This is a genomic window from Sphingomonas bisphenolicum, assembly GCF_024349785.1.
Lineage (GTDB): Bacteria > Pseudomonadota > Alphaproteobacteria > Sphingomonadales > Sphingomonadaceae > Sphingobium > Sphingobium bisphenolicum.
Genome location: NZ_AP018817.1, coordinates 3210689 through 3236819 on the forward strand (window position 1 = coordinate 3210689; position 26131 = coordinate 3236819).

28 protein-coding genes are annotated in these 26131 nt (G+C 63.8%); 8 read left to right on the plus strand and 20 right to left on the minus strand.

Translation table 11 applies throughout. The annotated features are described in order from the left end of the window. Window positions 1-70 precede the first annotated feature (70 nt). On the minus strand, window positions 71-2563 hold the full coding sequence (gene ligD / locus SBA_RS15950; protein WP_261935128.1) for a DNA ligase D: 2493 nt from the start codon (window positions 2561-2563) through the stop codon (window positions 71-73). An 86-nt stretch (window positions 2564-2649) separates the two neighbouring features. Next, a complete protein-coding gene (locus SBA_RS15955) occupies window positions 2650-3612 on the minus strand; it encodes a GNAT family N-acetyltransferase (protein WP_261935129.1) in 963 nt (320 codons plus the stop codon). Window positions 3613-3782: 170 nt separating this feature from the next. Here SBA_RS15955 and SBA_RS15960 point away from each other — a divergent pair, with 170 nt between their 5' ends. Continuing rightward, complete coding sequence (locus SBA_RS15960) at window positions 3783-3995, plus strand: KTSC domain-containing protein (protein ID WP_261935130.1); 213 nt, start codon at window positions 3783-3785, stop codon at window positions 3993-3995. Between the two features lie 6 nt (window positions 3996-4001). Here SBA_RS15960 and SBA_RS15965 read toward each other — a convergent pair whose 3' ends face one another. Both SBA_RS15965 and ku read right to left on the minus strand, forming a co-directional pair. After that, a complete protein-coding gene (locus SBA_RS15965; protein WP_261935131.1) occupies window positions 4002-4256 on the minus strand; it encodes a hypothetical protein in 255 nt (84 codons plus the stop codon). Between the two features lie 3 nt (window positions 4257-4259). Continuing rightward, window positions 4260-5168 (minus strand): non-homologous end joining protein Ku, encoded by a 909-nt coding sequence (gene ku, locus SBA_RS15970; RefSeq protein WP_261935132.1) that lies wholly within the window; start codon window positions 5166-5168, stop codon window positions 4260-4262. 185 nt (window positions 5169-5353) lie between these two features. On the opposite strand from ku, the gene SBA_RS15975 reads away from it, so the two are divergent. Then, window positions 5354-6400 carry an ATP-dependent DNA ligase gene (locus SBA_RS15975; RefSeq protein WP_261935133.1) on the plus strand — a complete coding sequence of 349 codons (1047 nt, stop codon included), beginning with the start codon at window positions 5354-5356 and terminating at the stop codon, window positions 6398-6400. A 64-nt stretch (window positions 6401-6464) separates the two neighbouring features. Here SBA_RS15975 and SBA_RS15980 read toward each other — a convergent pair whose 3' ends face one another. From SBA_RS15980 to SBA_RS15995, 4 genes are all read right to left on the minus strand, one after another. Next, the gene (locus tag SBA_RS15980; protein WP_261935134.1) at window positions 6465-7088 is read right to left on the minus strand and encodes a TMEM175 family protein; all 624 of its coding nucleotides are present in this window, start codon (window positions 7086-7088) and stop codon (window positions 6465-6467) included. Window positions 7089-7156: 68 nt separating this feature from the next. Continuing rightward, window positions 7157-7441, minus strand: a complete 285-nt coding sequence (locus tag SBA_RS15985) for a hypothetical protein (RefSeq protein ID WP_261935135.1) — start codon at window positions 7439-7441, stop codon at window positions 7157-7159. A gap of 99 nt (window positions 7442-7540) precedes the next feature. Then, complete coding sequence (locus SBA_RS15990; RefSeq protein WP_261935136.1) at window positions 7541-8326, minus strand: SHOCT domain-containing protein; 786 nt, start codon at window positions 8324-8326, stop codon at window positions 7541-7543. Beyond that, on the minus strand, window positions 8323-10014 hold the full coding sequence (locus tag SBA_RS15995; RefSeq protein ID WP_261935137.1) for a YbhB/YbcL family Raf kinase inhibitor-like protein: 1692 nt from the start codon (window positions 10012-10014) through the stop codon (window positions 8323-8325). Before SBA_RS15995 ends, SBA_RS15990 begins: the two co-directional genes overlap by 4 nt. A gap of 618 nt (window positions 10015-10632) precedes the next feature. Here SBA_RS15995 and SBA_RS16000 point away from each other — a divergent pair. Together SBA_RS16000 and SBA_RS16005 are read left to right on the plus strand one after the other, a co-directional pair. After that, window positions 10633-11613, plus strand: coding sequence for a metallophosphoesterase (locus tag SBA_RS16000; protein WP_261935138.1), 981 nt, complete (start codon window positions 10633-10635; stop codon window positions 11611-11613). Window positions 11614-11668: 55 nt separating this feature from the next. Continuing rightward, on the plus strand, window positions 11669-11926 hold the full coding sequence (locus SBA_RS16005) for a hypothetical protein (protein ID WP_261935139.1): 258 nt from the start codon (window positions 11669-11671) through the stop codon (window positions 11924-11926). 30 nt (window positions 11927-11956) lie between these two features. Here SBA_RS16005 and SBA_RS16010 read toward each other — a convergent pair whose 3' ends face one another. From SBA_RS16010 to SBA_RS16020, 3 genes are read right to left on the minus strand one after another with little or no spacing between them, the layout of a single operon-like run. Then, the gene (locus SBA_RS16010; protein WP_261935140.1) at window positions 11957-12256 is read right to left on the minus strand and encodes a GNAT family N-acetyltransferase; all 300 of its coding nucleotides are present in this window, start codon (window positions 12254-12256) and stop codon (window positions 11957-11959) included. Window positions 12257-12282: 26 nt separating this feature from the next. Beyond that, window positions 12283-12702: a secondary thiamine-phosphate synthase enzyme YjbQ gene (locus tag SBA_RS16015; RefSeq protein ID WP_261936762.1), complete on the minus strand. Its 420-nt coding sequence runs from the start codon at window positions 12700-12702 to the stop codon at window positions 12283-12285. A gap of 18 nt (window positions 12703-12720) precedes the next feature. After that, window positions 12721-13119 (minus strand): GFA family protein, encoded by a 399-nt coding sequence (locus tag SBA_RS16020; protein ID WP_261935141.1) that lies wholly within the window; start codon window positions 13117-13119, stop codon window positions 12721-12723. 108 nt (window positions 13120-13227) lie between these two features. Here SBA_RS16020 and SBA_RS16025 point away from each other — a divergent pair, with 108 nt between their 5' ends. After that, window positions 13228-13677: a DUF488 domain-containing protein gene (locus tag SBA_RS16025; protein WP_261935142.1), complete on the plus strand. Its 450-nt coding sequence runs from the start codon at window positions 13228-13230 to the stop codon at window positions 13675-13677. A gap of 68 nt (window positions 13678-13745) precedes the next feature. On the opposite strand, the gene htpG is transcribed toward SBA_RS16025, so the two are convergent. From htpG to SBA_RS16055, 6 genes are all read right to left on the minus strand, one after another. Beyond that, entirely contained in the window at window positions 13746-15635 is a 1890-nt protein-coding gene (gene htpG, locus SBA_RS16030; RefSeq protein ID WP_261935143.1) for a molecular chaperone HtpG, read from the minus strand. A gap of 131 nt (window positions 15636-15766) precedes the next feature. Next, window positions 15767-16975 (minus strand): MFS transporter, encoded by a 1209-nt coding sequence (locus SBA_RS16035; protein ID WP_315975814.1) that lies wholly within the window; start codon window positions 16973-16975, stop codon window positions 15767-15769. Continuing rightward, window positions 16879-17154 carry a hypothetical protein gene (locus SBA_RS16040; RefSeq protein ID WP_261935144.1) on the minus strand — a complete coding sequence of 92 codons (276 nt, stop codon included), beginning with the start codon at window positions 17152-17154 and terminating at the stop codon, window positions 16879-16881. Before SBA_RS16040 ends, SBA_RS16035 begins: the two co-directional genes overlap by 97 nt. A gap of 858 nt (window positions 17155-18012) precedes the next feature. Beyond that, window positions 18013-19356, minus strand: a complete 1344-nt coding sequence (locus tag SBA_RS16045; protein WP_261935145.1) for an SPOR domain-containing protein — start codon at window positions 19354-19356, stop codon at window positions 18013-18015. A 19-nt stretch (window positions 19357-19375) separates the two neighbouring features. Beyond that, entirely contained in the window at window positions 19376-19876 is a 501-nt protein-coding gene (locus SBA_RS16050) for a hypothetical protein (RefSeq protein ID WP_224551091.1), read from the minus strand. A 14-nt stretch (window positions 19877-19890) separates the two neighbouring features. Next, complete coding sequence (locus tag SBA_RS16055; protein ID WP_224551092.1) at window positions 19891-20610, minus strand: ParA family protein; 720 nt, start codon at window positions 20608-20610, stop codon at window positions 19891-19893. A gap of 201 nt (window positions 20611-20811) precedes the next feature. On the opposite strand from SBA_RS16055, the gene SBA_RS16060 reads away from it, so the two are divergent. Then, window positions 20812-21822 carry an SPOR domain-containing protein gene (locus SBA_RS16060; protein WP_261936764.1) on the plus strand — a complete coding sequence of 337 codons (1011 nt, stop codon included), beginning with the start codon at window positions 20812-20814 and terminating at the stop codon, window positions 21820-21822. A 4-nt stretch (window positions 21823-21826) separates the two neighbouring features. On the opposite strand, the gene gcvA is transcribed toward SBA_RS16060, so the two are convergent. Beyond that, window positions 21827-22726, minus strand: coding sequence for a transcriptional regulator GcvA (gene gcvA, locus SBA_RS16065; protein ID WP_261935146.1), 900 nt, complete (start codon window positions 22724-22726; stop codon window positions 21827-21829). A gap of 87 nt (window positions 22727-22813) precedes the next feature. On the opposite strand from gcvA, the gene SBA_RS16070 reads away from it, so the two are divergent. Both SBA_RS16070 and astD read left to right on the plus strand, forming a co-directional pair. After that, entirely contained in the window at window positions 22814-23842 is a 1029-nt protein-coding gene (locus SBA_RS16070) for a DUF1338 domain-containing protein (protein WP_261935147.1), read from the plus strand. 2 nt (window positions 23843-23844) lie between these two features. Beyond that, entirely contained in the window at window positions 23845-25248 is a 1404-nt protein-coding gene (gene astD / locus SBA_RS16075; RefSeq protein WP_261936765.1) for a succinylglutamate-semialdehyde dehydrogenase, read from the plus strand. An 87-nt stretch (window positions 25249-25335) separates the two neighbouring features. Here the strand turns inward: astD and SBA_RS16080 are convergent, their stop codons facing one another. Continuing rightward, window positions 25336-25491: a hypothetical protein gene (locus SBA_RS16080; RefSeq protein ID WP_224551096.1), complete on the minus strand. Its 156-nt coding sequence runs from the start codon at window positions 25489-25491 to the stop codon at window positions 25336-25338. Between the two features lie 222 nt (window positions 25492-25713). After that, on the minus strand, window positions 25714-26094 hold the full coding sequence (locus SBA_RS16085) for a VOC family protein (protein WP_261936766.1): 381 nt from the start codon (window positions 26092-26094) through the stop codon (window positions 25714-25716). Window positions 26095-26131: the final 37 nt, after the last annotated feature.

Consider the following 26131-nt stretch of genomic DNA (forward strand, 5'->3'; position numbering starts at 1 on the left):
GGCGGAGGATGAGAAGGTGCTTTCGCACTGGGGCGCGTCGGCTTCAGCCGCTCATGTCATAGGTCGCAAGCTATAGGTCAGGCAGGACTTGATCGGCGCGGCCCCAATGCGCCAAATCCTTTGAGGCCGCCCGCTTCAGCATCTCGGCAGCGTCGCCGATATGCCATCGGTCGGGGCTTTCGAGGTCCCGCAACTCCTCCCAAGTTAGCGGCACGGCAATCGGTGCAAAGGGCCGGGAACGCGCACTGTAGGGCAAGACGGCGGTCGCGCCGCGCTGGTTGCGCAGATAGTCGATGAAGATCTTGCCCGTGCGCTTCGCCTTCGCAAGTGCCGCGGTGAATCTTTCGGGGTTGGCTTGGGCCAGCGCCACCGCAAAACGATGTGCGAAATCCTTAACCTGCGGCCATTCCGCCGTCGGCGTCAGCGGCGCAATTACATGCACGCCCTTGCCACCCGTGACCATCGGGAAGGTGACGAGTCCCATCTGTCCCAGCACATCCTGGAGATGGAAGGCAGCGGAGACGACATCCTTGAAATCCAAGCCCTCGTCCGGATCGAGGTCGAATACCAGCCGATCGGCCTTTTCGACATCCTCGATGCGGGCGCCCCAACCATGGAACTCAATGGTGCCCATCTGGACGCAAGTGAGAAGTCCGGCGGGCGTGTCGACAAACAGATAGGGCTCCTCGTGCCCGTCCTTCTCCAAAATTCCGACTTGCTTGACGTCATGGCCGAAGCTTCCTGCGTCATGCTTCTGGAAAAAGCATTTCTTGTCGCGGCCCTGTGGGCATCGCACCAGACTGATCGGCCGGCTTCCCGCCCAGGGCAGCATGATCTCAGCCACTGCCTCATAATAGTCGGCCAGCTCGCCCTTGGTGAGCGTTCCCTCGGGGAAGATCACGCGGTCGCGATTGCTGATCTTGACGCCGCTGGTCGCGGCCGGCGCCTCAGCAACGGGCGCTTCCACCTCGAGTATCACGGCTTCGGGCTTCTTGTCCTCGCGTAACCCCAGATAGCTCGAGTGGCGCAGCACGCCTTCGTCCGTGAACTCGATATAGGCCACCTCGGCGACCAGCTTCGGCTTGATCCAATGCGCGCCGCGGACAGCGGCGCGGGGCGCCTCGACCGTCGCTGTCTTCTGCTCCAGCGGCGCCATCAATGCCATCAACCGCTCGATCTCGTCGCCGGTAAAGCCGGTTCCGACCTTGCCGGCAAAGCGTAGCTTGCCCTTCTCGTTGACGCCCAAGAGAAGCGCGCGAAAGCCGCGCTGCTTGTCCGAAGGCGTCCAGCCGACGATGACGAACTCCTGCCGGCGGACGCATTTGGTCTTCACCCAGGAGCCGGACCGGGACCCGGAGTAGCGCGCATCGACACGCTTGGAGATGACGCCCTCGAGACCTGCGCCGCAGAAGCTCTTGAACAGTTCCTCGCCGCGTCCGACGATATGATCGGAGTAGCGCAGATGGCCCCTGCCCTCGCCAATCAGCGCCGCCAGCATCTCCTTGCGTTCCAACAGCGGGCGCTGTGTCAGATCTTCTCCGTCGAGTTCGAGCAGGTCGAATGCGACATAGTCGATTTTGCCGGGATCGCCCTTGAGCGCCGCTTGCAGGGCCTGAAAGCTGGTGCGCCCGTCGGGCAGGATCACGACCGCCTCGCCATCGATAAGCGCGCTTTCCGCGTCCAGACCAGTGGCATCGCCGATCAGTCCGGCAAAGCGGTCCGACCAGTCCAGCCCCGAACGGGTATAGGCCCGCCCCTCCCCGCCACCGATCGCCAGCAGCGTGCGATAGCCGTCATATTTGAGTTCATGGATCCAGCGGTCGCCCGGGGGCACATGGTCGACCAGTGCCGCGAGCTGCACCGGTTGAAACGGGGGAAGCGTACCGACCGCCTTTCGCTTCCTGGCTGACTTGACCGGACTTGCAGATCTCGCCGCCGGTTTCGCGCTCTTTCTCTTGCGCACGGCTTTGCCGGCGGCGATCTTGTCCATCGTGCGCCCGGTATCGACGCTCGTCAGATGGATACCCACAAGGTCATCCGAGCCGCCTGCGAACGCGTCGTTCACCTTGCGCAGGATCCAGTTCTCGCCCTTCTCCCTTCCCCGTGGTTTCAGGCGAAACAATATCCATTCGCCCTGCATGCGCCGGCCGTGCAGGATGAAATGAAGATGTCCCTCCGGCAGCGTCTCGCGCGGGTCCTTGCCCGGGATCGATTCCCATGTGCCATTATCCCAGAGCATGACGGTCCCGCCGCCATATTCGCCCTTGGGGATCGTTCCCTCGAAACGGGCATAATCGAGGGGGTGATCCTCTGTCCGGACAGCAAGGCGCTTGTCGTCCGGATTGACGCTCGGGCCCCGCGTCACCGCCCAGCTGACCAGCACGCCATCAAGCTCGAGGCGGAAATCATAATGGAGGCGGCTTGCCGCATGTTTCTGGACAACGAAGCCGTTGCCGGTGCTTGGCAGCTCCGCGCCCGCAGGCTCGGCGGTGCGCGCAAAGTCCCGCTTGGCCCGGTAGGTGGCGAGGCTGTCGTCTGCTGTCTTGGTCTGCTTGCCTGCCATGCTGATGCGGTCCGATCCCTTTGCGCTTCAATCCGCAGATTGAGGGACTCGTTCCGCCCCCAAACCGTCAAACTGACGGATCGGTTTCAGCCATCTACATCGAGGTCCCGTGCAAACCGGTAACTCGTCTGCTCAAACTGCAAGGTCCTGAAGAAACCGTGCGCGTTCCTGATCTCGATATCGCTCATCGCTTCCACGCGCGCGCATCCCGCTTTTCTGAGGGCGCCGGAGGCCGCTTTGAACAAGTCTGCCGCAATGCCGTGGCGACGGTGATCCTCGTCGACCAGGATCATCGTGATACGCCCGATCAGCCCGTATTGGATCGTGGGCACTAATGCCCAGGCGCAGCATCCGACCAGCATACCGAGTTCAGCGACGACCATGCCACCCTTGGCTTTGCGGGCCCCTTGGAGATTGCGCGCTATTCCAGGCTCGTCGATGTCGACATGTGCCAGCTGCCGCAACAGCTTTGCCAGCCCGGCGGCGTCGCCCGGCCTCACAAAGCGAATGTCGAGCTTCGGCGCAGGCGCGGGCGGAGGCGGAGACAAAGCATCGGTTTTAGCACGGACATTGGGCCTCGCCTCCATCTGCGACCGCCCGCCGCCGCTCTTCGAGGAACGGCTTCGCTGTTCGACATCGGTCTTTTGCTCCCCGGTGGATTGCGCCGCTTGCCTTCCAGACGTTGCACCTCCGAAGTCTGATTTGCGGATGGCAGCGTTCCTGCGCCGAGGCCGGATGACGGGCGCATTTTCGACATCGTCATCCTGCCCCATCGATCTATCCGGTTTTGACGCGGCACGGGCCGGCACAGTTTCAGCCGAGGCCTTCCACGTGCTCACAGACCCTTTGCGCAGATAGGCTTCGATATCGCTCGCGGATGCCGTCAGCCCGGCCTCACCGATCCCGAGCAGCGGCTTTCCATCCGCCTGCGTCAGCCCGAACTTGCCATAATCTCCCGAGCCGGGCTTGCGCCGGCGTGATTTGACGAGCTTGAAACCGCGGTGCTCCGCCATTTCGCGCAGTCTCTGATCGATGGTCTCGTCGGGCATATCTTCATAACCCGCAATCGGGGCGCCGGTTCAGACGGCATGGCAGGCGCTGCTGGCTCGCCATGACTCCCTTGGGCGCGCAAGGGATTCGCTTCGCCGCATGCACGGGAACGGCGGAGTCCGCCGCACGCTGAGCCGGCATGCGTGCCTGCCGTATCAAGACCTCATCGATGATCGACCGTGTCGCATTTGACGATGATGCGCGCGTCCTGAGCGTCTCGTTCAAGCAGACGGGCAAATATCTCTATAATGAGGTGCCCGCGACCATCTTCGAGGCGCTCTGCAAAGCCAGTTCCGCGGGCGCCTTCTTCAACGAACAGATCAAGGGACGTTTCCAGTGCCGCCGCGATCCGGAGCGGCGACGCTTCGGCCCAAATGCCTGACGATCTTCATGCTTCGCCCAACACCCGATAAACCGACATCAGATGGCGGCCGGCTATCGCCCGCGCGCGGGCCGAGCGTATCGTTTCCTCGTTGGTTTCATGCAGCATGGTCAGCATGTCGAGCACGTCCTGGCGCGGGGTACCCGTCTCCATAAGATGGGTGCCCATCAGCGCGAGCAGATTGCTCCACAAGGTGATGGCGCCCTCCGCAAAGGCAGCATCATCATCGTCGTTGCTAGAGGCGCGAACGATATCGATCACGTCTCAAGCCCGCTTTTTTGCCGGCGTCTTGGAGGGGGCTTTCGCCGCGGCCGCCTTCTCAGACTTCGCGGCAGCTTTGGCGGCCGGCTTTTTGGCCGATGTCTTGGCGCCCGCCGCGCCGCCCGCCGGCCCGATCGATTTCTTGAGTGCCGCCATCAGGTCAACGACATTGCTGCCGCGCGGATCGGAGCCTGCGTCGCTGTCGTCATCGATATTGAGCGTCTTGCCCTTTTTCTTGCGTTCGATGAGGTCCTTCAGCGCGTCGACATAGCGATCGTGAAACTCGCTCGCATCGAACTTGCCGGTCTTCTTGTCGATCAGCGTGGTGGCCAGGTCGAGCAGTTCCTCGTCGGGATCGGCGTCGCCGATCTCGCGAAAATAGCTCGCCGCCTTGTTGACCTCGTCGGCATAGCGAAGCGTTTCCATGACCAGGCCGCGCCCGCAGGCCTTGATACTGACAACATATTCGCGGCCGCGCATGGCGAGCTGTCCAAGACCGATTTTGTGACTGCGGCGCAATGCCTCGCGCAGCACGATGAAGGCCTCTTCGGCGAGGTCGTCGGCGGGCACGACATAATAGGGCTTCTCGAAATAGATGGCGTCGATCTCGTGACTATCGACGAACTGGGTGAGCTCGAGCGTCTTCTTGCTCTCGAGCTTCACCCCCTCGATCTCCTTCTCGTCGAGGAGGACATATTCGCCCTTGGCATATTCGAAGCCCTTGACGATGTCTTCAACATCGACCGGGCCGATACCGGGCACGACCTTCTCATATTTGATGCGCTTGCCTGAGGGCTCGTGAATCTGGTTGAAGGCGATCGTCGCGCCGCTTTTGGTCGCTGAATAAATTTCGACCGGGATCGAAACCAGCGCCAGCCGGATCTGGCCTCGCCAATAAGGTCGTGCTGCCATGATCGTCTCCTATGCCAATGCGTGGCTCAACCCGCGGCCGGTATGCCCGTTCCACTCGCAGTCGCTCTCCCGCTAATAGTTGCTCGGTTGTTGCAACGGACGAGAACACAGCGCGTTGGTGGAAAACAGCGCGTCGGCTGTCGAAGCCTATCTGAAAAGCTGACGCCCATTTCGGGGGAACGTTCATGGCCAAGGCGCACCCGCTTGCGGCAACGCCGCCGATGGAAGCAAAGCTCGTCGGCGTGCTTCCGCCGGGACCTGGGTGGCAATATGAACCCAAATGGGATGGCTTCCGCGCAATCGCCTCGCGTTTTGGCGACGCGATCGAGATCATGTCGAAGTCGGGCAAGAGCCTCGCGCGCTATTTTCCAGAAATCGTGGCAGTACTGGCGGCAACCGATGAACGCGATTTCGTCGTCGATGGCGAACTGATCCTGCCCGTTGGCGAGATATTATCCTTCGATGCCCTCCAGGCCCGCCTACATCTTGCGGAAAGCCGAATTACGAAGCTTTCCGTCGAGACGCCGGCCAAGCTGATGTTGTTCGGTTGCCTGGCGCTGGGCGGGCGCAGCTTGACTGAAGCACCGCTTGAAGACCGCCGCGCGGCGATCGAGCGGTTCCATGCCCAGGAGGTCAATCTGACATTGCTCCTCTCGCCAGCGACAGGGGATGAACGCCAGGCTACTTGGTGGCTTCAAAAGAGCGGCGGCGCGCTTGATGGCGTGATCGCCAAGTCATTGGGTGTAGGGTACCAGCCGGGCGCACGCGCCATGCGCAAGATGAAGCGGCACCGTACGGCCGATTGCGTCGTCGGCGGTTTCAGGCGCAGCAAGAGCGGCCCAGAGGTCGCGTCTCTGTTGCTGGGACTTTATGATGATGCCGGACATCTCAACCATGTCGGTTTCACGTCGGCGCTGGCTAATGAGGATAAGGCGGCTCTGACAAAAAGGCTCGAGGCGCTGATCCAAGTACCAGGCTTCACCGGGAAGGCGCCTGGAGGCCCCAGCCGATGGAACGACGGCAAGGGGAGCCCCTGGCATCCGCTCGCCCCTGAGCTTGTCGTCGAGGTACAGTATGATCAGGTCACAGCCGATCGCTTCCGGCACGGGACAGCGCTGGTGCGGTGGCGCCCGGACAAGGCGCCTAATCAGTGCAGCATGGACCAGCTACAGCATGAACTGCGTCCCTCCGAGCTGTTCGACCTACAACCTGTCGGTGATAGCAAGGGATGAACGATGGTAAGCCGTACCAACCCGCACTGTCGCCCGACTTTGCATGAGGAGGCAAGTGGCCTTGTCACCCCTCCCCCTCGATTTCAGGTGAAGCATTTCGATATTGCGGCGTCTCAGGGGTTCGCAGGGAGGAGAGCGTCACAATGCCTGCCAGAGCAAGTCCCGCCTCCCAACGTACAAACACGAGCGGAATAGCAGCGGTCATAAGCAGCGTGGCGACGGCGTAGCGTCCGTTAAGGCGCCGAACATAGCCAGCTTCCAAACGCTCGTCGATCTCGCCCTGCGCGATACCGACCCTCCATTTGAGCCACCAACACAGCGACGCGAAGGAGAGTGCGCAAACATAGAAATGGGCGCCCGCGATCCGAGCGTCCTGGTCGAGGATATTCTCGGCAAAGGCACGCGTCGGCACTGCGATGAAGCCGACCGCAGCCAAGAATAGCAGGGTCGCGAGCAGAAAACGATGCCCAGCGGTGCGGTAGATCGCGCCAACGAAATGATGGTTCACCCAATATATGCCAACTACCAGCGCCGAGAGGCCATATCCAAGATAGGTGGGCCATAGTTCAAGCAGCTTGGCGCCATAGAATTTGTCGGCATGCGGAATAACCACCTCGACCACCGGGATGGTGAACGCGATGGCGAACACCGCGTCGGCGAAGGCCTCCATCCGCGTCGTTGCGCGCACGACCCCGTCGCCTTGGTGGGCGTCGAGACGAGGCGCCTCCTCCGGATCCACGCGGTCGCCCGCCCGCGTCACGCCCGGCTGGTTTGAGGGGGCAAGTGCTCAGCCAAAGCCGCGATAGTCAGACCCGAGAAGTGAGACATTGCGATACCATCGAGCAGGATCGGATGCTCGATCGTCAACCTGGCCTCCTTCTGATGCTCCTGATCGAGCGCCAACCATGCCCGCACCGCGCCTTCAAGGTTGGTGACCTCGGCAATATCCTGTCCGCCACGCGCGACATTTTCGAGCCCCGCACTGATTGACCAATCGATTGCGGGAGTCTTCGTCGTATCGCTCCAGCTTGCTTCACTCAAATTGAAGGCCTCCGCAAAGATTTCGTTCAGGTCATTCTCTCGGCACAGCGCGTAGTGGTTCCGGGAAGTTCCACCGCAAGGACAGGAAGCTATGCCGGATCACAAACGCGAAAGCAGATCTGCCTTCTTGGCCGAAAACTCGTCGTCCGTCAGTATGCCCTTTGCGTGCAGTCCGGCGAGCGCTTCGATCGTCGCGACGATGCCGCCGTCAGGTTCGGCGGCAGCAGCTCGCGGCTTCGCATGAACCCCGGCGACGGCTGTGCCATTCCTCGAAGGCCCGCCTTCATCAGGTGCCAGTTCGCCGATCGATCGGCCGTCCGTCGACACGACCGCAAGGCTGTCCACCCGGACGAGACCATATTGAGTGGTCAGAGTGAGCGACTGACCGTCACCCTGCTGCTGGCCGAACCCGATAATCTGGTGATCGGCCGTATCATAGAGCGTGATCTGCCCGCCTCTCTCAATAGCAAGGCGATGCATTGCGGGGAAAACCGCATAATGCATGTCGTTCTGCGATCCGCTCGAAGCCGGGTTACCCAGTGCAACCGGCCATCGGCCGCTTTCCCTCGACGCAGACATGTCCGATGCGGTAATGCGCGTCAGGGCCGAGACATCGGCTTGTAGGGCAGTCGCAAGGTCCTCCGCCAGAGCCGCAACCCTGGCCTGGAGGCAATGATTAAACATGTCGCCGATCATCAGCATGCCGCCGCGCGACCATTGTCCGAGACCTCCCAATTCGGCATGGTTGAATTGCGCCTGATTACCGCCACCTGCCGCCATCGCCTGTAGCAGCGTCGCTGCGGCCTCACGGCTGACGCCGTGGCGATCGACCAGTTCATCGACCAGCCGGGCACCCTCTTGCGTCAGGTTTTCCAGCGCCTTCATTTGGGTGGTGCCACTGTCTGGGCATAGGTTCCGATGAGTTCGCCCTTGGCGATCACATGGCCTTTCGCCTGCGCCAGCACCGCGTCGCGATCCGCGCCCGCCGGCACCGTCAGCATCCGATCAAGCGCCAGGATCTGAAAATGATAATGGTGCGGCGGATCGCCGACCGGCGGACGCGGCCCATAATAGCCGGTCGACCCGCGCGTGGTTCGCCCCTGCAGCAAGCCGTCCGGCTCGGTCAGCCGGGGCTGTTCCTGCACGCCCTCCGGCAGCGCCGTGACGGAGGCCGGTACATTCCAGGCGACCCAGTGGACGAAGGGCGACGCGGGCTTGGCATCGGGGTCTTCCACGATAAGTGCATAGCTTTGCGCGCCGGGCACGGCGTTCCATCGTAGCGCGGGAGACGCGCCGTCGGCATAGTCGCTATGCTTCATCGGGATCGCACCATTAGGCTGGATCGTCGCCGATGTGATACCGATTACTCCCCGCGCCGATGTTTCGGGTCGCGCGAGGGCCAGCGGCACATCGGTTCCCTTGCCCGTCTGGCGAACCATCGCACTCGCCGGCGCCATCGTCGTCACCGCATTCTTCCGGCCTTTTCCATAAGCGATGCGGTAGATCACCCCATTGGCGTCGTCCGCCATCAGCAGCGAGCCGTCCTTCGCGACCGCAAGGCCCATGGGCCTGGCGATATGCGTCTGCCCGCCATCGGTCAGGAAGCCGGTCACGAACGGCTCGATTGCCGTCGCCGTGCCGCGATTGAAGCGGATGCGAACGATATTGTAACCCGATGGCTGTTCCCGGTTCCACGAACCGCGCATCGTCGCGAAAGCGTCGCCATTATAGTCCGACGGGAAGGAGGCGCCCTTGTAGAAAAGCATCTGCATCGGCGCTGCATGAGCATCGTAGCCCAGCACCATCGGAACGCTTTGCGCTTTCCACTCCTCCTTGGTGATCTCGCCCACCGGCGTCGACTGGGGATAGATTTTTCCATCGGCATAGGCATGGGGCCAGCCATAGGCCCTGCCGGCCTCAATGCGGTTCAACTCCTCGGGCTGATCCTCGTCGCCCAGAAAATCGATGCCGTTGTCGAGGCCCCACAGCTCACCCGACCTGGGGTCCCAGTCGAAACCGATCGTGTTGCGCAGGCCGCTTGCGAAGATCGTCCGGCTCTTGCCGTCGGGCGATATACGCAGGATCGTCGCATTCTCGGGATTGCTTTCGTTGCAGACGTTGCAAGTCGAACCGACGCTGAGATACAGCATGTCGTCCGGGCCCCAAGCGATCGTACGGTTTGCATGCTGCCCCGCGTCGGGAAGATCGCCGGCGAGCATCGTCAGCGGCCCGAGTGTGCCGTCGCCCATGATATCGGCGACGAAGAGCTCCTTGACCGTCACCAGGTACATTTTCGTGCCATGGATCGCGATACCGTGCATACCTGCCCGATTGGCGACGGTCACGGGCATGCCGTCCGCCCGACCGTCACCATCGGCGTCCTTCAGCATCAGCACATCGCCCTGATCGCGACGCGTCAGATAGACCGTCCCAACGGCCGAAACGACGAGGACACGGGCGTTTTTGAGGCCGGTGGCAAAGGCGGTTACCGTAAAGCCCGGGGGCGCCTTGATGGACGCGATGCGTTCGGGCGTCGCCGGCACCTTGGCGGGTTTGAAGATGGTCGTCGACATCGTGACATGCGTTCCGTCGCCTTGTTGAGCGAAGGCGGTGGACATTGACGCGGACGCAAAGAGGATCGTCATCGCAAAACTGCCAGTGCCTCTCCTCGAAACCTTGCGGTCCTGGGTAAAATTGCGCGCGACGAGGTGGTGGTGGCGCATGGAAATCCTTCCTGATCGAATTACGCGCTCAACGTCCCAGTCTCTGCAGACGATCCTGAACGAATGGACAGAATTGCGTTGATCCTGATCAAAGTGACGAGCCCCTTCTTGACAGGGCTATCGGTGACGCAGGTTGAACCTTGCGTCCTGGGCTTGCTCTGCCCGTCAAACAGCGCTGGCCACCTTACCCTCTTAAGCGCGAAGGGTCGTAACCGTGAAACTCGCGCCGACCCGGCGGGCTCATCCCATTGCCAAACAGGTCCCGCCTTCCCACCTTGAACTGCGGAGCGTGCCCGCACGCCATCTCAGCCCGCTCATCGGAGCCGCCCCATCGTCCACTTCATTTTTGCGCTGCCCGCGATCCTGGTCATCACCCAGTTCCTGTGGCCCCTGGCAGCCCCGGTTCTGGCCAAGGTCGCGGTGGCAGCTTTGCTCCTTGCCGCATCGCAATTTCACTTTTGGAGCAGATTGTCGTCGGGTTCGGTGTTCGCGCCCGAATTCCCGCGCGGCATCGTCATTCTCTTCAACTGGGCCAGCGGCGCCATCCTGTTCCTCGCGCTGCTCCAGCTGCTGCTCGATGTGACGATTTTAGCCATGTGGATGCTACCGGGCGAGGCGCCTGCGGTGCCGAACGCCGTCCGCTATGCGATGGCAGCGGCCGCCAGCCTTCTGGCCGCGATCGGCGTTCTCAATGCCGTGCGCGTTCCGCCGCTCAAGGATGTCGATCTTCATATCCGCGGCCTGCCATCGGAGTTCGAAGGCTACACCATCGTCCAGCTTACCGATCTCCACATCAGCCGCCTGTTTCCCAAAGCATGGACACAAAAGGTCGTCGAACGCGTCAATGCGCTGGACGTCGATCTCATTGTCGTGACGGGCGACGTGATCGACGGTTCGCTGGCGATGCGCCGCGCGGATGTGGCGCCTTTGGGCGCACTGAGCGCCAAGGACGGTGTCTATATGAGCCCTGGGAACCATGAATATTTTCTAGGCTATCGCGAATGGATGCAGCATTTTTCCGACCTGGGCATGCGCATCCTCGCCAACGCCCACGCGATCCTGGAACGGGGTGGCGCGCGCCTCATGCTCGCCGGCGTCACCGACGCGTCAGCGCCCGCGACGGGGCAGCCCAAGCCGGACCTTGCCGCCGCGCTTGCGGAAGGCCCGCCCGGCGTCCCCATTCTCTTACTTGACCACCAGCCGCGCAGTGCCCGCCGTGCCGCTGCGCGCGGCGTCGCGGCACAACTGTCGGGGCATACGCATGGCGGGATGATGCCCAACCTCGACCGGCTGGTGGCACGCGGAAATGCTGGGTTCGTGTCGGGTTCCTACGTTGTCGATGGCATGACGCTCTATGTCAACAACGGTACCGGCATCTGGCCCGGTTTCGCCCTGCGCCTTCGTCGCCCGTCCGAGTTGACGCGCCTGACGCTTCGCCGCGCGCCATGAACTGGCGTATCAGTACCGCTTCGAGCGGCGAATGCCTATATTCTGGATGCCCCTGATGCCGGACGATTACGACCATGGCCGCCGTGACGGCCTTCGCCTCGCCTTATCCGTCCTGGCCGCGGAAGAAGCCAAATGGACAGCATTGCTTGGCCAAAGCCGTTCCTGGCGAACCAATGCGACCCGCGAGGTTCGGCACAAGACGATCCAGGTCGCCCAGAAGCGCGTGCAGACGATTCTGAACCGCCTGACGACAAAAGACGGGACGGCAGCCGCCGCCGAATTGACGGCCGCGCTCGACAAGCTCGGCCTCTAGGGCGGCTGCGTCTCGGCTTGCCCCGAGCGCTCATCCGGGCGCGTCGAGCGCCAGCAGATCCTGCTCTTGAGGACGACGCTCGATATAGGCCGCGACAAATTCGCACAGCGGCACGACTTTGAGGTTTTGCGCGCGGGCGTCGGCGAGGGCGGCCTTGACCAGGCGACTGCCGACGCCCTGCCCCTTGAGCGCTTCGGGCACCTGCGTATGGGTGAAGACCAGCGCACCTTCGCGCCGGTCATAGGCCGCGATCGCCAATTGTCCGTCGACCGCCAGCTCATAGCGTCCCTCCGCCTCGTTATTCCGTACATCGCCCGTGTCGGCCATCATCCTATCTCCAGCTTCGGTTCTGCCAGTCATTCGCCCATGAGATGGAGGGCAAGCCGTCGGGCGTGCGCCGTGCGCCTATGTTTGAACAGGTAGATGCCCTGCCATGTTCCCAAGCTCAGCGCGCCGTCGATCACTGGGACGGAAAGCTGCACCTGCGTGAGCGCCGCGCGCAGATGGGCGGGCATGTCGTCGGGTCCCTCGTCGTCATGGTCGTAACGCACCGGATCCTCGGGCGCGATCCGCGCGAAATAGGCCTCCAGGTCGCGGCGCGCGGCCGGCGCGGCATTTTCCTGGATGAGCAGCGATGCGGACGTGTGCTGGCAGAAGATCGTCAGCAGACCTTCTGCGATCCCGCCTTCCTGGACCCACCGCAGGATCGGATCGGTCACCTCGTGCAGCCCCTGGCCCGGCGTATCGATTGAAAGGATCGTCGTCTCTTGCCGCACGCGCGCCTCCTTGCCCATTCAGCTATCCCGATCGCGCGTAAATTGGGGAACCGCAAGAGGTGCGACCCAGGATAGCCGCCGGATGGTCCAATTCTCATATTGCGGGTCGAGCCCTGACGCATCGTGGAAGCTCGCGACCGGAAGCTCGATCTCGTCGCCTGCCAGGTTGGCAAAGCGCGATCCGCACGCCGGACAATATAGCCTGTGATAACCGGCGCTGCTCTCCCATCCGGCATGCGCGCCCGACAGGTCGACCGCCCCGCGCGGAAAGACGGCGAAGGCGAGATAGGGCGCGCCATGCGCCTTCTGACAGGTAAGGCAATGACACAGGCCGACGCGCACGGCCGTGCCGCTCGCAACGAAGCGCAGCGCGCCGCACGCGCATCCGCCGGACCGTTCCAGACGATCGGTTGTCATGGTCAAACAACGCGCAGCAGCCGAAACTGGTCCGGCGAGTATCCGCGACAAGCGCAATCGATCGAGGAAGCCCGTGTAATCGAAAGACCGTCATCCTATCTGGGTCGCATGCAGATCTTCACAATCGGATATGAGGGCGCGACCCAGGCCGAGCTTATCGCGGCCCTGAAGGAGGCGGGCGTCACGTTGCTGGCAGATATTCGCGCCGTTCCGCTGTCGCGTAGGCCCGGCTTCTCCAAGAATATCCTCGCGGCGGGGCTCAGTGACGCGGGTATCGACTATATCGGGCTCAAGGCGCTGGGCACGCCGCCCGAAGGCCGGGAGGCCGCGCGCAAGGGCAATCATGCGCGCCTGGCGGAAGTCTATTTCGGCCAGCTCGACCTGCCTGAAGCGATCGTTCAGGGCGCGCAATTGGTCGAAATGGCGCAAGAGAGGCCAACCGCCCTCCTCTGCTTCGAACGCGAGCCAGCCGGTTGCCATCGATCGCTGCTGATCGACGCGATCCTGCCGGATGCCGATCGCATCGATCTTTATCCTGCGAGTAAGCGGACCGCCTAATCCCACCTTTAAGGAGAGCATAGGAGGATCGCCATCGGCTCCGGCCGGAACCGACGTTCGACCTGCCGTCAGACGAGCGCCCTCGCCATCAGGCGCTCAAGGCGCTCGGCAAAGGCGCGTGGATCAGCCGGCGGCTCTCCCTCTGCGATCCGCGCCTCGTCGAGCAGCAAGAACGCCAGGTCGCTACGGTCTTCTTCACTCCCGCTGGCTTCGCCCAGTTTCGCGATCAGCGCATGGCCCGCATTCACCTCCAGCACGGGCTTGACCCGCTCGGGCGCGCGTCCGGCCGACGCCAACATCTTCTCCAGCTGTAGATCCATCGCGTTCTCGGACGCGACGATGCAGACTGCGCTGGTCGTCAGCCGATCGGACACGCGAACGTCCGAGACCTGGTCCGCCAGGACTCGCTTGGCAAAGGCAATGAAGTCGCTGACTTCCTCGGTGGCATGGGCCTCCGAGGCAGCCCCGCCCTCCGTGAGCGGAATGAGGCTGAGGTCGGTCGCGCCCTGGGTCACGGATTTGAAAGGCTTGCCCTCATAGTCGACGCCGATGGTCGTCCAGAAACTGTCGACCTGGTCAGGGAGCAACAGCACCTCGATACCGCGAGCCTTGAACCCTTCGAGCTGCGGCGACTGCGCGATCCGCTCGAGGTCCGTGCCGGTGGCATAGTAGATCGCGGTCTGGTTTTCCTTGAGCGAGGCTGCATAGTCCTTGAGCGATCGCCACCCGCCGTTCGACGTCGTGCTCTTGAACCGGGCAAGGCCGAGCAGCTGGTCGCGCCGTTCGAAATCCTCGTAGAGACCCTCCTTGAGGACGGCCCCGAAATTCTCCCAGATCGCGGCGTACCGCTCAGGCTCGCTGCCCGCGAGCTTATCCAACTCGGACAGGACCCGGTTGCTCACACCCTTCTGGATGGCGGACAGCACAGGGCTGTCCTGGATCATCTCGCGCGACATGTTGAGCGGCAGGTCGGCAGAATCGACGAGACCGCGCACGAAGCGCAGGTAACGCGGCAGGATCTCGGCCTCGTCGGTGATGAACACGCGGCGGACATAGAGCTTGATCCGACCCTTGCGATCGGGATCGAACAGGTCGAACGGCTTGGTCTCGGGAATGAAGGTCAGCACCGAATATTCGTGGCGGCCCTCCGTACGATAATGGAGGGTCAGCGCGGGCTTATCGAACTGGCCGGCGACGCTGCGGTAGAAGTCGGCATAATCCTCTTCGCTGATCTCCGACTTTAATTTGGTCCAGAGCGCGGCGCCATCGGCGACCTGGTGCTCTTCCTCCTCGCTGCCCTGCTCCTTGACGAAGATGGGTACCGGCACATGGCCCGACTGCGCTTTCACGATCCGCTCCACTGTGTAGCGCTCGGCATAGGTCTTGGCGTCGTCGAGCAGATGGAGTGTCACGCGCGTGCCCCGCGCCGGCGCATCCGCTACATCGACCGGCGCGATCGTGTAGGTGCCCTGACCGTCGGACGACCAGCTTGCCGCCTTATCCGTACCAGCGCGCCGTGAAACCACATCGACCCGACCCGCGACCATGAAGGCCGAGTAAAAGCCGACACCGAACTGGCCGATCAGCTGCTGGCCCTCTCCGTCCTTTTCGGCCACCAACTTGTCCATGAACGCCTTGGTCCCCGAGCGCGCAATGGTGCCGAGCGTCTCACCCATGTCAGCCGCGGTCATGCCGATGCCATTATCCTCGACAACGATGGTGCCGGCCTCCTTGTCGAGGTTCAGCGTGATCCGCGGCTGCGGATCATCGCCGAAGAGGGCCGGATTCGAAATCGCCTCGTAGCGCAGCTTCTCGCACGCGTCGGCCGCGTTGGAGATGAGCTCGCGCAGGAACACATCCTTATCCGAATAGACCGAGTGCACCATCATGTGCAGGAGCTTGGAAACATCGGCCTCGAAGGCACGCGTTTCAGGGGCGCTCACGGTGTCGGCTGTCATTGGTCGTACATCTCTCATCTGACAATAGGGCGACGGTCAGATGGATCGAATGCGCAATCGGTTCAAGAGGCGAGCGCAGTCGGACAAGCCCAAGAGCTAGCCGATCGGAGGAGGAGAGCTCTGCACGCCGCTTAGCTGGATTTTGCCAGCGTAAGGAACGCGATCACGCCGGCGGCGACGGCCAGAACGGCCGCGACGATCGCCGCCGCCTGAAACGCACCGGTCAGGTCGGCGCGAGGCACCGCGATCACTGCGCCGGCGATTGCTGTCGCCACCAGCCCGCCGGTCCGCGCTGTCGCGCTGTTGAAGCCCGAAGCCGTACCTGTGTGCCGATCATCCACCGAGGACAGCACAGCGGTCGTTAGCGGCGCGACCGCGCCCGCCATGCCGAGCGCGACCACGGCCATGCCTGGCAGAATGCTGGTCCAATAACTCGCATTCGGATCGGCGCGGACCATGAGTGCGAACCCTGCGCCGGTGACTATCGGCCCGATCGACAGCGGCCAGCGCGGTCCGATCCGTTCGGCAAGGCGTGATACCGTTCCGATGACGATCGAGAAAGGCAGGAGCGCGAGCCCCGCCTGGGTCGGGCTGTACTGGCCCCCGACGATCAGCAGATAAGGCAGCAGTACCAGCAGTCCGCCTAGAGCGCCGTAGAGCAACAGCGTGAGAAGCGTCAGCCCGACAAAGGGACGCGAGGCGAACAGCGCAAGCGGCATCATCGCGCGGTCGCCGAGCCGGTGCTCGACGATCAGGAACAGAATGAGCAGCATGATGCCGCCGCCAAGACCGGCCCATGTGTCAAACGATGCGGCATGACGGCTCGACCACAGCGTCAGCGCCCAAGTCAGCATACCGAGCGCGGCCGTCGCAAGCAGTGCGCCCATCCAGTCGAGCCGTCCTTGTCCCTTTGCGCTCTCTCCCACATAGTGCCACGCCACGATGATCGCGGCCGTAGCGACGGGAATGTTGAGATAGAAGATCGCGCGCCAGCCGACACTGTCGACCAGCCAGCCGCCAAGCGGCGGCCCGACAGCACTGGCGATGGCGCCCGCCGCGGCCCAGGTGCCGACCGCACGCCCGCGGGCTTCTCCCTCGAACGAACTGCCCAATATCCCAAGGCTGTTGGGCATCAGGATTGCCGCGCCGACGCCCTGCGCGGCCCGTGCGAGGAACAGGGACGGCAGGTCCGGCGCGAAGGCGCAGCCGACCGAGGCGAGCGCGAACAGAATGATGCCGAGGATCAGCGCGCGCTTGCGCCCGAAATGATCGCCGGCAGCCCCACCGAGAAGCAGAAGAGCGGACAGCGGCAGCAGATAGCTGTTAATGACCCAAGGCAGGCTGGATGCATCCCCCCAAGCTCTTTGCCGATCGCGGGCAAGGCGACATTGGTAACTGATCCGTCGATGAAGGCGAGGCTAGAGGCAAGCATGGTCGCCGCAATGGTCCAGCCCGGATGCGCAACGCTTTTGCCCTTGACCGCTTCGGCCTGTCCGCGATCGCAGGAATAGGTCGACAATTTACCCCTCCTTCGGCGACTACGATCAGACCTTAGCTTGGCATAGCAGGACAGCCACCAAAATCGCTATGAACCGGTTCCCTGATCGAAAACATCAGCGCCCTCGACGGGTATCGACGCGGAAGCCCGCGTTATGTCCGCCGCGTTGAATGACTTTTTTCTCACTTGGCCGGCGATAAGCTCATGTGTCTTTCATGCGCTGACGCTCGTAGCACTCAGTTTTGGTTTCTTCGAAGCCGGAAAAGCCCGTACTATTAAGATCAATGCCGATAACACCGCTCAAACTGCCCGCTAGCGGCAGTTTGAGACTGGACAAATCAGAAGAGCGATCCGAATTAGTCGCCTTTTGAGAGAGGTACGCGGTAACGGCCGTAGCCGACCTTTGTGAGCAGCCCCTCTTCACACATGGGAGTCAGATAGCAACGAGGAACTCCGATAGCCGTAAGGTCCTTGGCGCGAACCTCTCCCTTTTGTTTTGCCAGCGCCACCGCACGCTCCCTCAAAGACGGCCGCGGCCCACCTTCAGCCCTGATGCGAATGGCACGGTCGCGGTCACGCTTACGAACTCCGCCCGTAGATGCTTTCAAATAAAATACTGAATCTCGGAGAAATTCGTCGGACCCAGAAGGCTGAGCGAATTTCGCGCTTTTAACGAGCGCTCGATACCTTGATATTGTTCTTCGAGACTCTGGCAAAAATAGCGGCAAAAGTGTTCTTGACGTATCGTTCGATGGGAGCCATTTTTCCCAGCATCAGCAATGGTTTGGCGCCAAATCGCCTCATGCCGTCTTTGGCCAAGAAAAAACGCGCGAAGCCGGTGGGCCTCGCGCGTTCAGGGTCACGCTTGGGAGGGAAGGTTCAGCGCGATGCGTATTGGCGGCCCTTGGTGGCGACGGCCCAGCGCTGCGGCGTCGCGCCCGGCGCGCCTTCGCGCACGAAGCACTGGCCGCTCTGGGCGCGGATCGTGCGACACGCCGTCATGGCGTCTGCCCGGCTGCCAAAGCCGCTGATGGCGAGGCGGTGATAGGCCTTGCCCTTGACGGTCGCCTGGCTGGTGAGGACCGGGAAAGCGGCCAGCGTGCTGCTGCGCCCGGCCATGGTCATCCATTTTTCCTTGGCGATCGCCGCATTGTCATAGGCGCCCAATTGCACCACCCAGTTGCTGGCGCCATTGGCGACCGGCTTGATGAAGGCGGCCTGCTGCATCCGCGCGGCGACGACCGGCGGCGCCTTGGCGGTGCGGCTCTTGGCCTGAACCGGCTTGGCGTTGCGATCCTCGACGATGAAATCGCGGGCGGCGACGCGCACCGGCGCGCGTTCGGCCCTGATGACGGGCGCGGCCTCGACCACCGGCTGCGGCGCGGGGGCGGCTTGCGCCATCTGCACCGGCGCTTCGGGCTGACTCTCGGGCAAGGGCGCGACTTCAGGCACGGCCTGCGCCATTTCGACCGACGCGGCGGCAGGCGCCAGCGCCAGCGCGACCGGCTGCCCGGCATCGCCCCCGTTGATGGTCACGCCCATCAGCGCGGCGACGCGCATCGGCGCCAGGGACGGCTCGGCGATCTGCGCCCAGTCGGAAATACGTTTGTTCGCGGCCAGCGGCTCCAGGTCCATGCCCACGATCATGCGCGCATCCTTCCACCGGCCGGCCAGCGCATAGGCATAGGCCAGGTTCTGGCGCGTGCGCGCGGTCGCCGACGGATCGTGAATGGCTTCGGACAAGATGCGGACGCCTTCGGCCGAATCCCCCGCCATCGCCATCGCCAGGCCATAGTCGCCCGCTGGAACCGTGCCGGCATTGGCGACCAGCAAGCTGCGCGCGGCGTCGGGGCGACCCTGCGCCACCTGCACCAGCGCCAGGCTGACGATCGTGCTGGCATCGCTATTACCCAGCGTCATGGCGTCGTTCAGTGCCGTTTCGGCCGATGCGAAGCGTCCGGCCAGCACATAGGCACGGCCCAAAATTTGGCGATAGGCGGCGTTCTGCGGGGCAAGCTGCACCGCGGCTTCAGCGGCTTCCACCGCCTTGGCGGCGTTGCGATCGGCCAGCGCCTTTTCGGCGGCGATGGCGAGCTTGCCCGGATTGCCCTTCTGCTGGACGGCCGAAGCCGACGGGCGAAAAGCCGCGCCGGTGCAGCCGACCATGGTCGTGGCGACGAGCAGGGAAGACAGCGCCGCCTTTCCGAATGTCGTGCGTTTCATAAATTTACCCACCCTTCATTCACTGGCCGTCGCGCATATGCGGCAGCTGCTGAGTCAGCCGGTCGATTTCCGGCAGGTCATTGAGAAGATCGTCCAGCGCCTGCGTCACAATCTGCTGGGCCGAACGGCCCGTGATCGCGCAGGCCAGACGCAGTTTCAGATGCCGGTCGGCATCCAGGCGCAGCGTGAACGCCGCCTTGCGGTTGCGGGCGACGGCCTGAACCGATGCGGGCTTGGCGGCGAGGCGCTTGGCCAGAACCTTGCGCTCCGCCACCACCGGCGGCACGGGAACGACGGGCGTCATCGGCGTCAGGCCGATCGGCGCAGCCGGTTCCTCCATCGGTTCATGCACCGGCTCGACATCGAAGCCCATGTCGTTCCAGCCTAGGTCATCCTGCTGCAGCGCCGCGCTCGATGCACGGCCAAAGCCCAGCATCGGGCGGCGCATCGCCGGCTGGGCCGCGCCCTTGCGGGCCAGCAGGCCCGATGTCAGCGAAGCAAGCGGTTTGGGTTCGGCCATGGTCCTGGCTTTCCTTACTGGCCGATCACGCGGCGGCCGAAGCCCCCGCTCGATGGACGGCTGGCGATCGTGCCGACTGTGCCCTGCGGCACGGAAAAGACGGTGCGGCGGAAATTCTTCTCCAGCCGGTCCGACACATAGGACCAGAGCGCCTCCACCTCGGCGGCGGACCGACCCTTGGGGTCGACCTCCATCACGGTGCGGCCGTCGATCATCGAGGCGGCGAAATCGGTACGGTGATGCAGCGTCACCGGTGCGACCGTGCCATGCTGCGACAGGGCCACGGCGGCTTCCGAGGTAATGCGCGCCTTGGGTGTGGCGGCGTTCACCACGAAGATCAGCGGCTTGCCAGCGCGTTCGCAAAGGTCGACGGTGGCGCCCACGGCGCGCAGGTCGTGCGGGCTTGGCCGGGTAGGCACGACGATCAGTTCGGCGACCGAAATGACGCTCTGGATCGCCATGGTGATGGCAGGCGGCGTATCGATGACGGCCAGTTTGAAACCCTGCTGGCGCAATATCTCGAGGTCGGCGGCGAGGCGCGCGACCGTGGTTTGGGCAAAGGCCGGAAACTCCGCCTCGCGCTCGTTCCACCAGTCGGCCAGCGAACCCTGCGGATCGATATCGATGAGCACGACCGGGCCGGCGCCGGCACGCTGCGCCTGCACGGCCAGATGGCCCGACAAGGTCGTCTTGCCCGATCCGCCCTTTTGCGACGCCATTGCCAAAATCCGCACGCACACCCCCCAGAAAATCCAGTTCCGGGCCGGATTGCCACGAGTGCCGCTAAAATTTGGTTAACTGCCCGCGAAACTTGATGGTCGTGCGACATCATGGTTAAGTTGCTGTGCGGCATCTTACCGTTACGCTAACAGGACTTTAACCTTGTTTGACCATTGCGGTTGCCCATGACGATTTTCGCACTGGAGCCTGTGCATATGAAACATATCTGGGGAACCGCGGCGCTGGTCGCGATGCTGGGCATTGCGTTGCCCGCGTTGGCGGATGTGAAGGCCGGCGTGGACGCCTGGCAGCAGGGCGATTATGCGAAGGCGGTCGCCGAATGGCGGCCGCTGGCGCAATCGGGCGACCCCGATGCACAGTTTAATCTGGGTCAGGCCTACAAGCTGGGCCGCGGGGTCCAGCCCGACCTCAACGCCGCCATAGACTGGTATCGCAAGGCGGCGGTGCAGGGACATTTGCGCGCAGAGGATAATCTGGGCCTGCTGATGTTCCAGCAAGGCGACCGCACCGGCGCCATGCCCTATCTGCAGCGCGCGTCGATGCGCGGCGAACCGCGGGCGCAATATATCGTCGGCACCGCCCTGTTCAACGGCGACACGCTCGGCAAGGATTGGGTCCGCGCCTATGCGCTGATGACCCGCGCCTCCGCGTCGGGCCTGCCGCAGGCCGCGACCAGCCTGGAGCAGATGGACAAATATATCCCCGAAGATCAACGCAAGCAGGGTCTGGCCCTCGCCGCCAGCCTGGACAAGGGCGACAAGAGCGTCATGCTGGCGCAAGCGGCTCCGCCGCCGCCGCGCAGCGGCCCATCGGCCGTCCGCACCACCCAATTGCCGCCCTCCACGCCCAGCCAACCCGCCCCCAAACCCGCGCCGGCGCCGCCCCGGCCCGCACCGCAGGTCGTTGTCACCAAGCCAAAGCCAGCGCCGGAACCCGCGCGTCCTGCTGCCATGGCCGCTGCCCCCGCCGCTTCGGGCGGCTGGCGCGTACAGCTCGGCGCGTTCGGCGAAGAAGCGCGCGCCCGCACGCTCTGGAGCCAGCTCAGCCGCAAGGTCAGCGGCCTGTCTGCCTATCAGCCCTATCTGGTGAAGGCCGGCGCGGTCACGCGGCTCCAGGCCGGGCCGCTCGCCAGTAACAACGACGCCGCGCGCCTCTGCGGCGCGATCAAGGCCGCCGGCGCGGACTGCATGCCCAAGAAGATGTGAAGGTTCAGGCGCCCCGCGCCTGCTCCACCATCCAGTCGCGAAACTGGGCCAGCGCCCCCGCGACCAGCGCCCCGGTCGGGTAGACCAGATAATAGGCCTGTTCGCTCGACAGCGGCCGGGCGAAGGGGACGACCAGCGTGCCCGCCGCCAGTTCCGGCTGGATCAGGAAACTGGGGATCAGCGCCACCCCGCCCCCGGCTGCGCAGGCCTGCGCCAGCATCAGGAAATGCTCATAGGCCGGTCCAGGCGCCAGTGCCGACGCATCCACGCCCGCCGCCGTCAGCCAGCGGGTCCAGGCATCGCGACGCGACGTCTGGCTCAAGAGCGGCGCGCGCAGCAGGTCCCCCGGTTCGCGCAGCGGATGTGCCGCCAGCCAGGCCGGCGCGCAAACGGGCACCGCTTCCTCGCGGAACAGAAAATCCATCGTGACGCCGGGCCAATCCGCCGCGACACCGAAATGAACGGCTGCATCGAAATCCTCATGCCCGAAGTCGAAGGGTTGCGAACGAGCGGCGAAATCGATCACCAGATCGGGATGCCGCGCGGTCAGTTGCGGCAGGCGCGGCGCAAGCCAGCGCATCCCGAAGCTGGGCAAGGTCGCGACCCGCAGCGCGGTCTGCGACGGCCGCGCGGAAGCTCGTGCCGTCGCGCGGCGGATGGCGTCGAGCGCCGGCAACAGGTCGTCGGCATAGGCCCGCCCCGCTTCGTTCAGCCGCACCCGTCGTCCGATCCGGTCGAACAAGGGCATCTGCAGCCAGTCCTCCAGTTGCGCGATCTGGCGACTGACCGCGCTCTGGGTCAGCCCAATCTCCTCGCCCGCGCGCGAAAACCCGCCATGGCGCACTGCCGCTTCGAAGGCGGTCAGTGCGTTCATTGGCGGCAGCCATTTGCGCAATCCACTCATTCCAAACTCGCATCTACAGATGACAGGTCGCCATTTTGAAAATCATGCCTATCTTGCGATAAGGGCGTTGTCATCCCGGAGCATTTCATGTCGATTGAGAATATGGGCAGCATAGAGACATTGGTCGTCGCCACCCTGGGCGAAGCGGCGGGCCGCCAGACGCTCGCCATGCTGGCGATCGATCCCGCCCTGCTGACGCAGCGCGGCGACACCGTGTCGCGCGCCGCCTTCGCCATGGCGCTGAACGTCACCCTGTTCGCCGACCTGCTGCATCGGGTGCCGAGCGGAAAAGCCTATGTCGCCGATACGCTCGCCCGGGGCGGCAAGGTCATGTTCGACCATGGCGCGCTCCGCTCGATCCGCTTTCCCGATGGCCCGACCGGCGCGCTGCCGGGCGGTGAAGATGCCTTCACCCGCATCTTCCTGCCCCTGGGCTATGCAATGGCGGCCATTTATCCGCTCGACCGGCTGAAGATGACCGGCCGGGCCTACCGCCATAGCGACTTCCCCGAAGCGATCCCGCAATTCTTCCTGTCCGAACTCCATGTCGATCGCTTCGACCCGGAATTTGCCGAGGCCGCCGCCCGTGTCTTCGGCACGTCGCGCGATCCCTTGGACGATCGGGCGAAGGCGATGCTGGCGCGCTATGAAGCCGGAGAAGCTGTCCAACTCGTTGACGCAATCGCCACGCTACCGGTGATCCTGTCCGCCTTCGATCGTCAGCATGATGCACCGGGTTTCGCCGATTATCAGTTGCTCCTGTCCCGCTCCAACGAAGCCGCCTGGATCGCGACCGAGGGCAATGGCTTCAACCATGCGACCGACCGGGTTGCGGATGTCGCCGCTCTTGCTGAACGGCTGAAAGCGGAGGATCGCCCGATGAAAGAGAAACTGGAAGTCTCCGCAACGGGCCGCGTGCGCCAGACCGCCTTCCGCGCCGACAGCGTCGAACGACTCTTCGCCGACGGGGAATTGCGGCAGGTGCCCGGCTCCTTCTACGAATTCATCAGCCGCGATATCGATCCCGCGACAGGCAGGCTCGACCTCGCCTTCGACACCGGCAACGCGACTGGCATCTTCGCCATGACCAGTGCGCAAGCGGGCGCGTCACGGTGAGTATGATGCTCCAGTCCTTCGATCCGGCGTCGCGCGAACTGGTCTGGGAAGGCCCGGTCGCAAGCGCGGACGACTGTCACCGCGCCATTGCCACCGCCCATGCTGCCCTGCCCGGCTGGCGCGCGCTACCAGTGGACGACCGCATCGCCATCGCTCGCCGCTATGCGCAGATATTGGGGGACAGGCGCGCGGCGCTGGCCGCACTCATATCCCGCGAAACGGGCAAATTGCTCTGGGAAAGCGACGCCGAAATCGGATCGATGATCGCGAAGGTCGATGTGTCGATCAAGGCTCATGCCGAACGTACCGGCGAGCGCGCCGCCGACATGCCCTTCGGCCGCGCGGTGCTCCGTCACCGCGGCCATGGCGTGATGGCGGTGCTTGGCCCTTATAATTTCCCAGGCCACCTGCCCAATGGTCATATCGTCCCCGCCCTGATCGCAGGCAATGCCGTCGTCTTCAAACCGTCGGAGATCACCCCCGCGACCGGTGCGGCGATGGCCGACGCCTGGACAGCGGCGGGCCTGCCCGACGGGTTGTTGACCGTGGTCCAGGGCGGTCGCGCTACCGGCGAGGCGCTGGTCGCGGGCGATATCGACGGCTTGCTCTTTACCGGATCGGCAGGCGCGGGCGCCGCGCTGCGTCGGGCGCTGGTCGACCGGCCCCATGTCGTCATGGCGCTGGAACTGGGCGGCAATAACCCGCTGATCGCCTGGGACTCGCCAGAAGCATCCGCGTCGATCATCGTCAACTCCGCCTTCATCACCACCGGCCAGCGCTGTTCCTGCGCCCGCCGTCTGATCGTGCCCGAAGGCGCGACCGGCGACTCCATCGTGGAGGCTACCGCCGCCCTTGCCTCCCGCCTGCCGATCGCCGCCTGGAACGAGCCGGGCGACGCCTTCATGGGACCGCTGGTGTCGGACCAGGCCGCCGCGGCCGCACACCGCGCCGTCAGCGACCTGATCGCGCGCGGCGCGCGGGTGATCCGCGACTTCGACAGCGTGCAGGATCGCAGCGCCGCCTTCGTCACCCCGGCCCTGCTCGACCTGACCGGCGTTGACGCGCCCGATGCGGAGATTTTCGCACCGGTGCTGACGGTCATCCGCGTGCCGGACTTCGATGCTGCGATCGCCGCCGCCAACGCCACCAGCTTCGGCCTGTCCGCCGGGCTGATCTCGCAGGATGAGGCATTGTGGCAGCGGGTGGTCGAGGAAAGCCGCGCTGGTGTGGTCAACCGCAACCGGCCGACCACGGGCGCGGCGGGCAACATGCCCTTTGGCGGCCTGGGCGCATCAGGCAATCACCGCCCCAGCGCCTATTATGCCGCAGACTATTGCGCCTATCCCATCGCCAGTTTCGAGGCGGAGGGCGTCGCGGCGGTGCCAGTCAACGGCTTGAGCAATTGATACGGCCGCCCGCGCCGTCGGTCGCGTGACCGAACGACGCGGGCGCCTCGCCCTCCAAGATGATAGCTTTCCTGACCGGACCTGGGTTCAAAGCCCCAGCCGCGCCCAGAAGTCATCGGGCGCGATCGCGCCGCCCACAGCCGCCTTGCGCTCGACGCGAGTCCAGGACGAATGGGGCAGATAGACATGGCTGTCCGGCTGGACGCGATGAGGCTGGCGGGGGCGTGTGGTTTTGCGAGTCATCGTCTTCTCCTCATAGCAAGGGAACACGAAACCTGGCGTCGTCGCTTCGGCACCGTGCGCTTTAGCCGTTGGTGACGCGGAGCAAGCTGACATCCTTCAAAAGCCGCGGAGCGAAACGCTCGCCACTCTATCTAGTCATTTAGTTGAGAAAGTCGAAATAGCTTTGCTTGGGGTGCCGCCAGTCCTGCTTGGCCATCCCAACCAAAACCAGCCTATGCCTAATCACCCGATCCGATGGAGCCCGCACAGCTTGTTGCCCGCCGGATCGCGCAGATAGGCGAGATACAGCTTGCCGAAGCCGCCTTCGCGCACGCCGGGCGGATCTTCGCAGGTTGCGCCGCCCGCTGCCACGCCTGCTGCGTGCCAAGCGTCCGCCTGTTCGGGCGAGGCCATGGTGAAACCGATAGTCCCGCCATTCGCATGACAGGCCGACGCACCGTCGATCGGCTTGGTCACCAGAAACAAGGCATTGTCATGCATATAGATGACACGCCCCATTTCGTCGTAAAAGCCGGGTTTCGCACCCAGCGCACCGAATGTCGCGTCGTAAAAGGACCTGGACGCCTCCATATCGTTGGCACCCACCATGATGTGGCTGAACATCATCATCTCCAATTATGCAGAACCACAGGGTGCATGG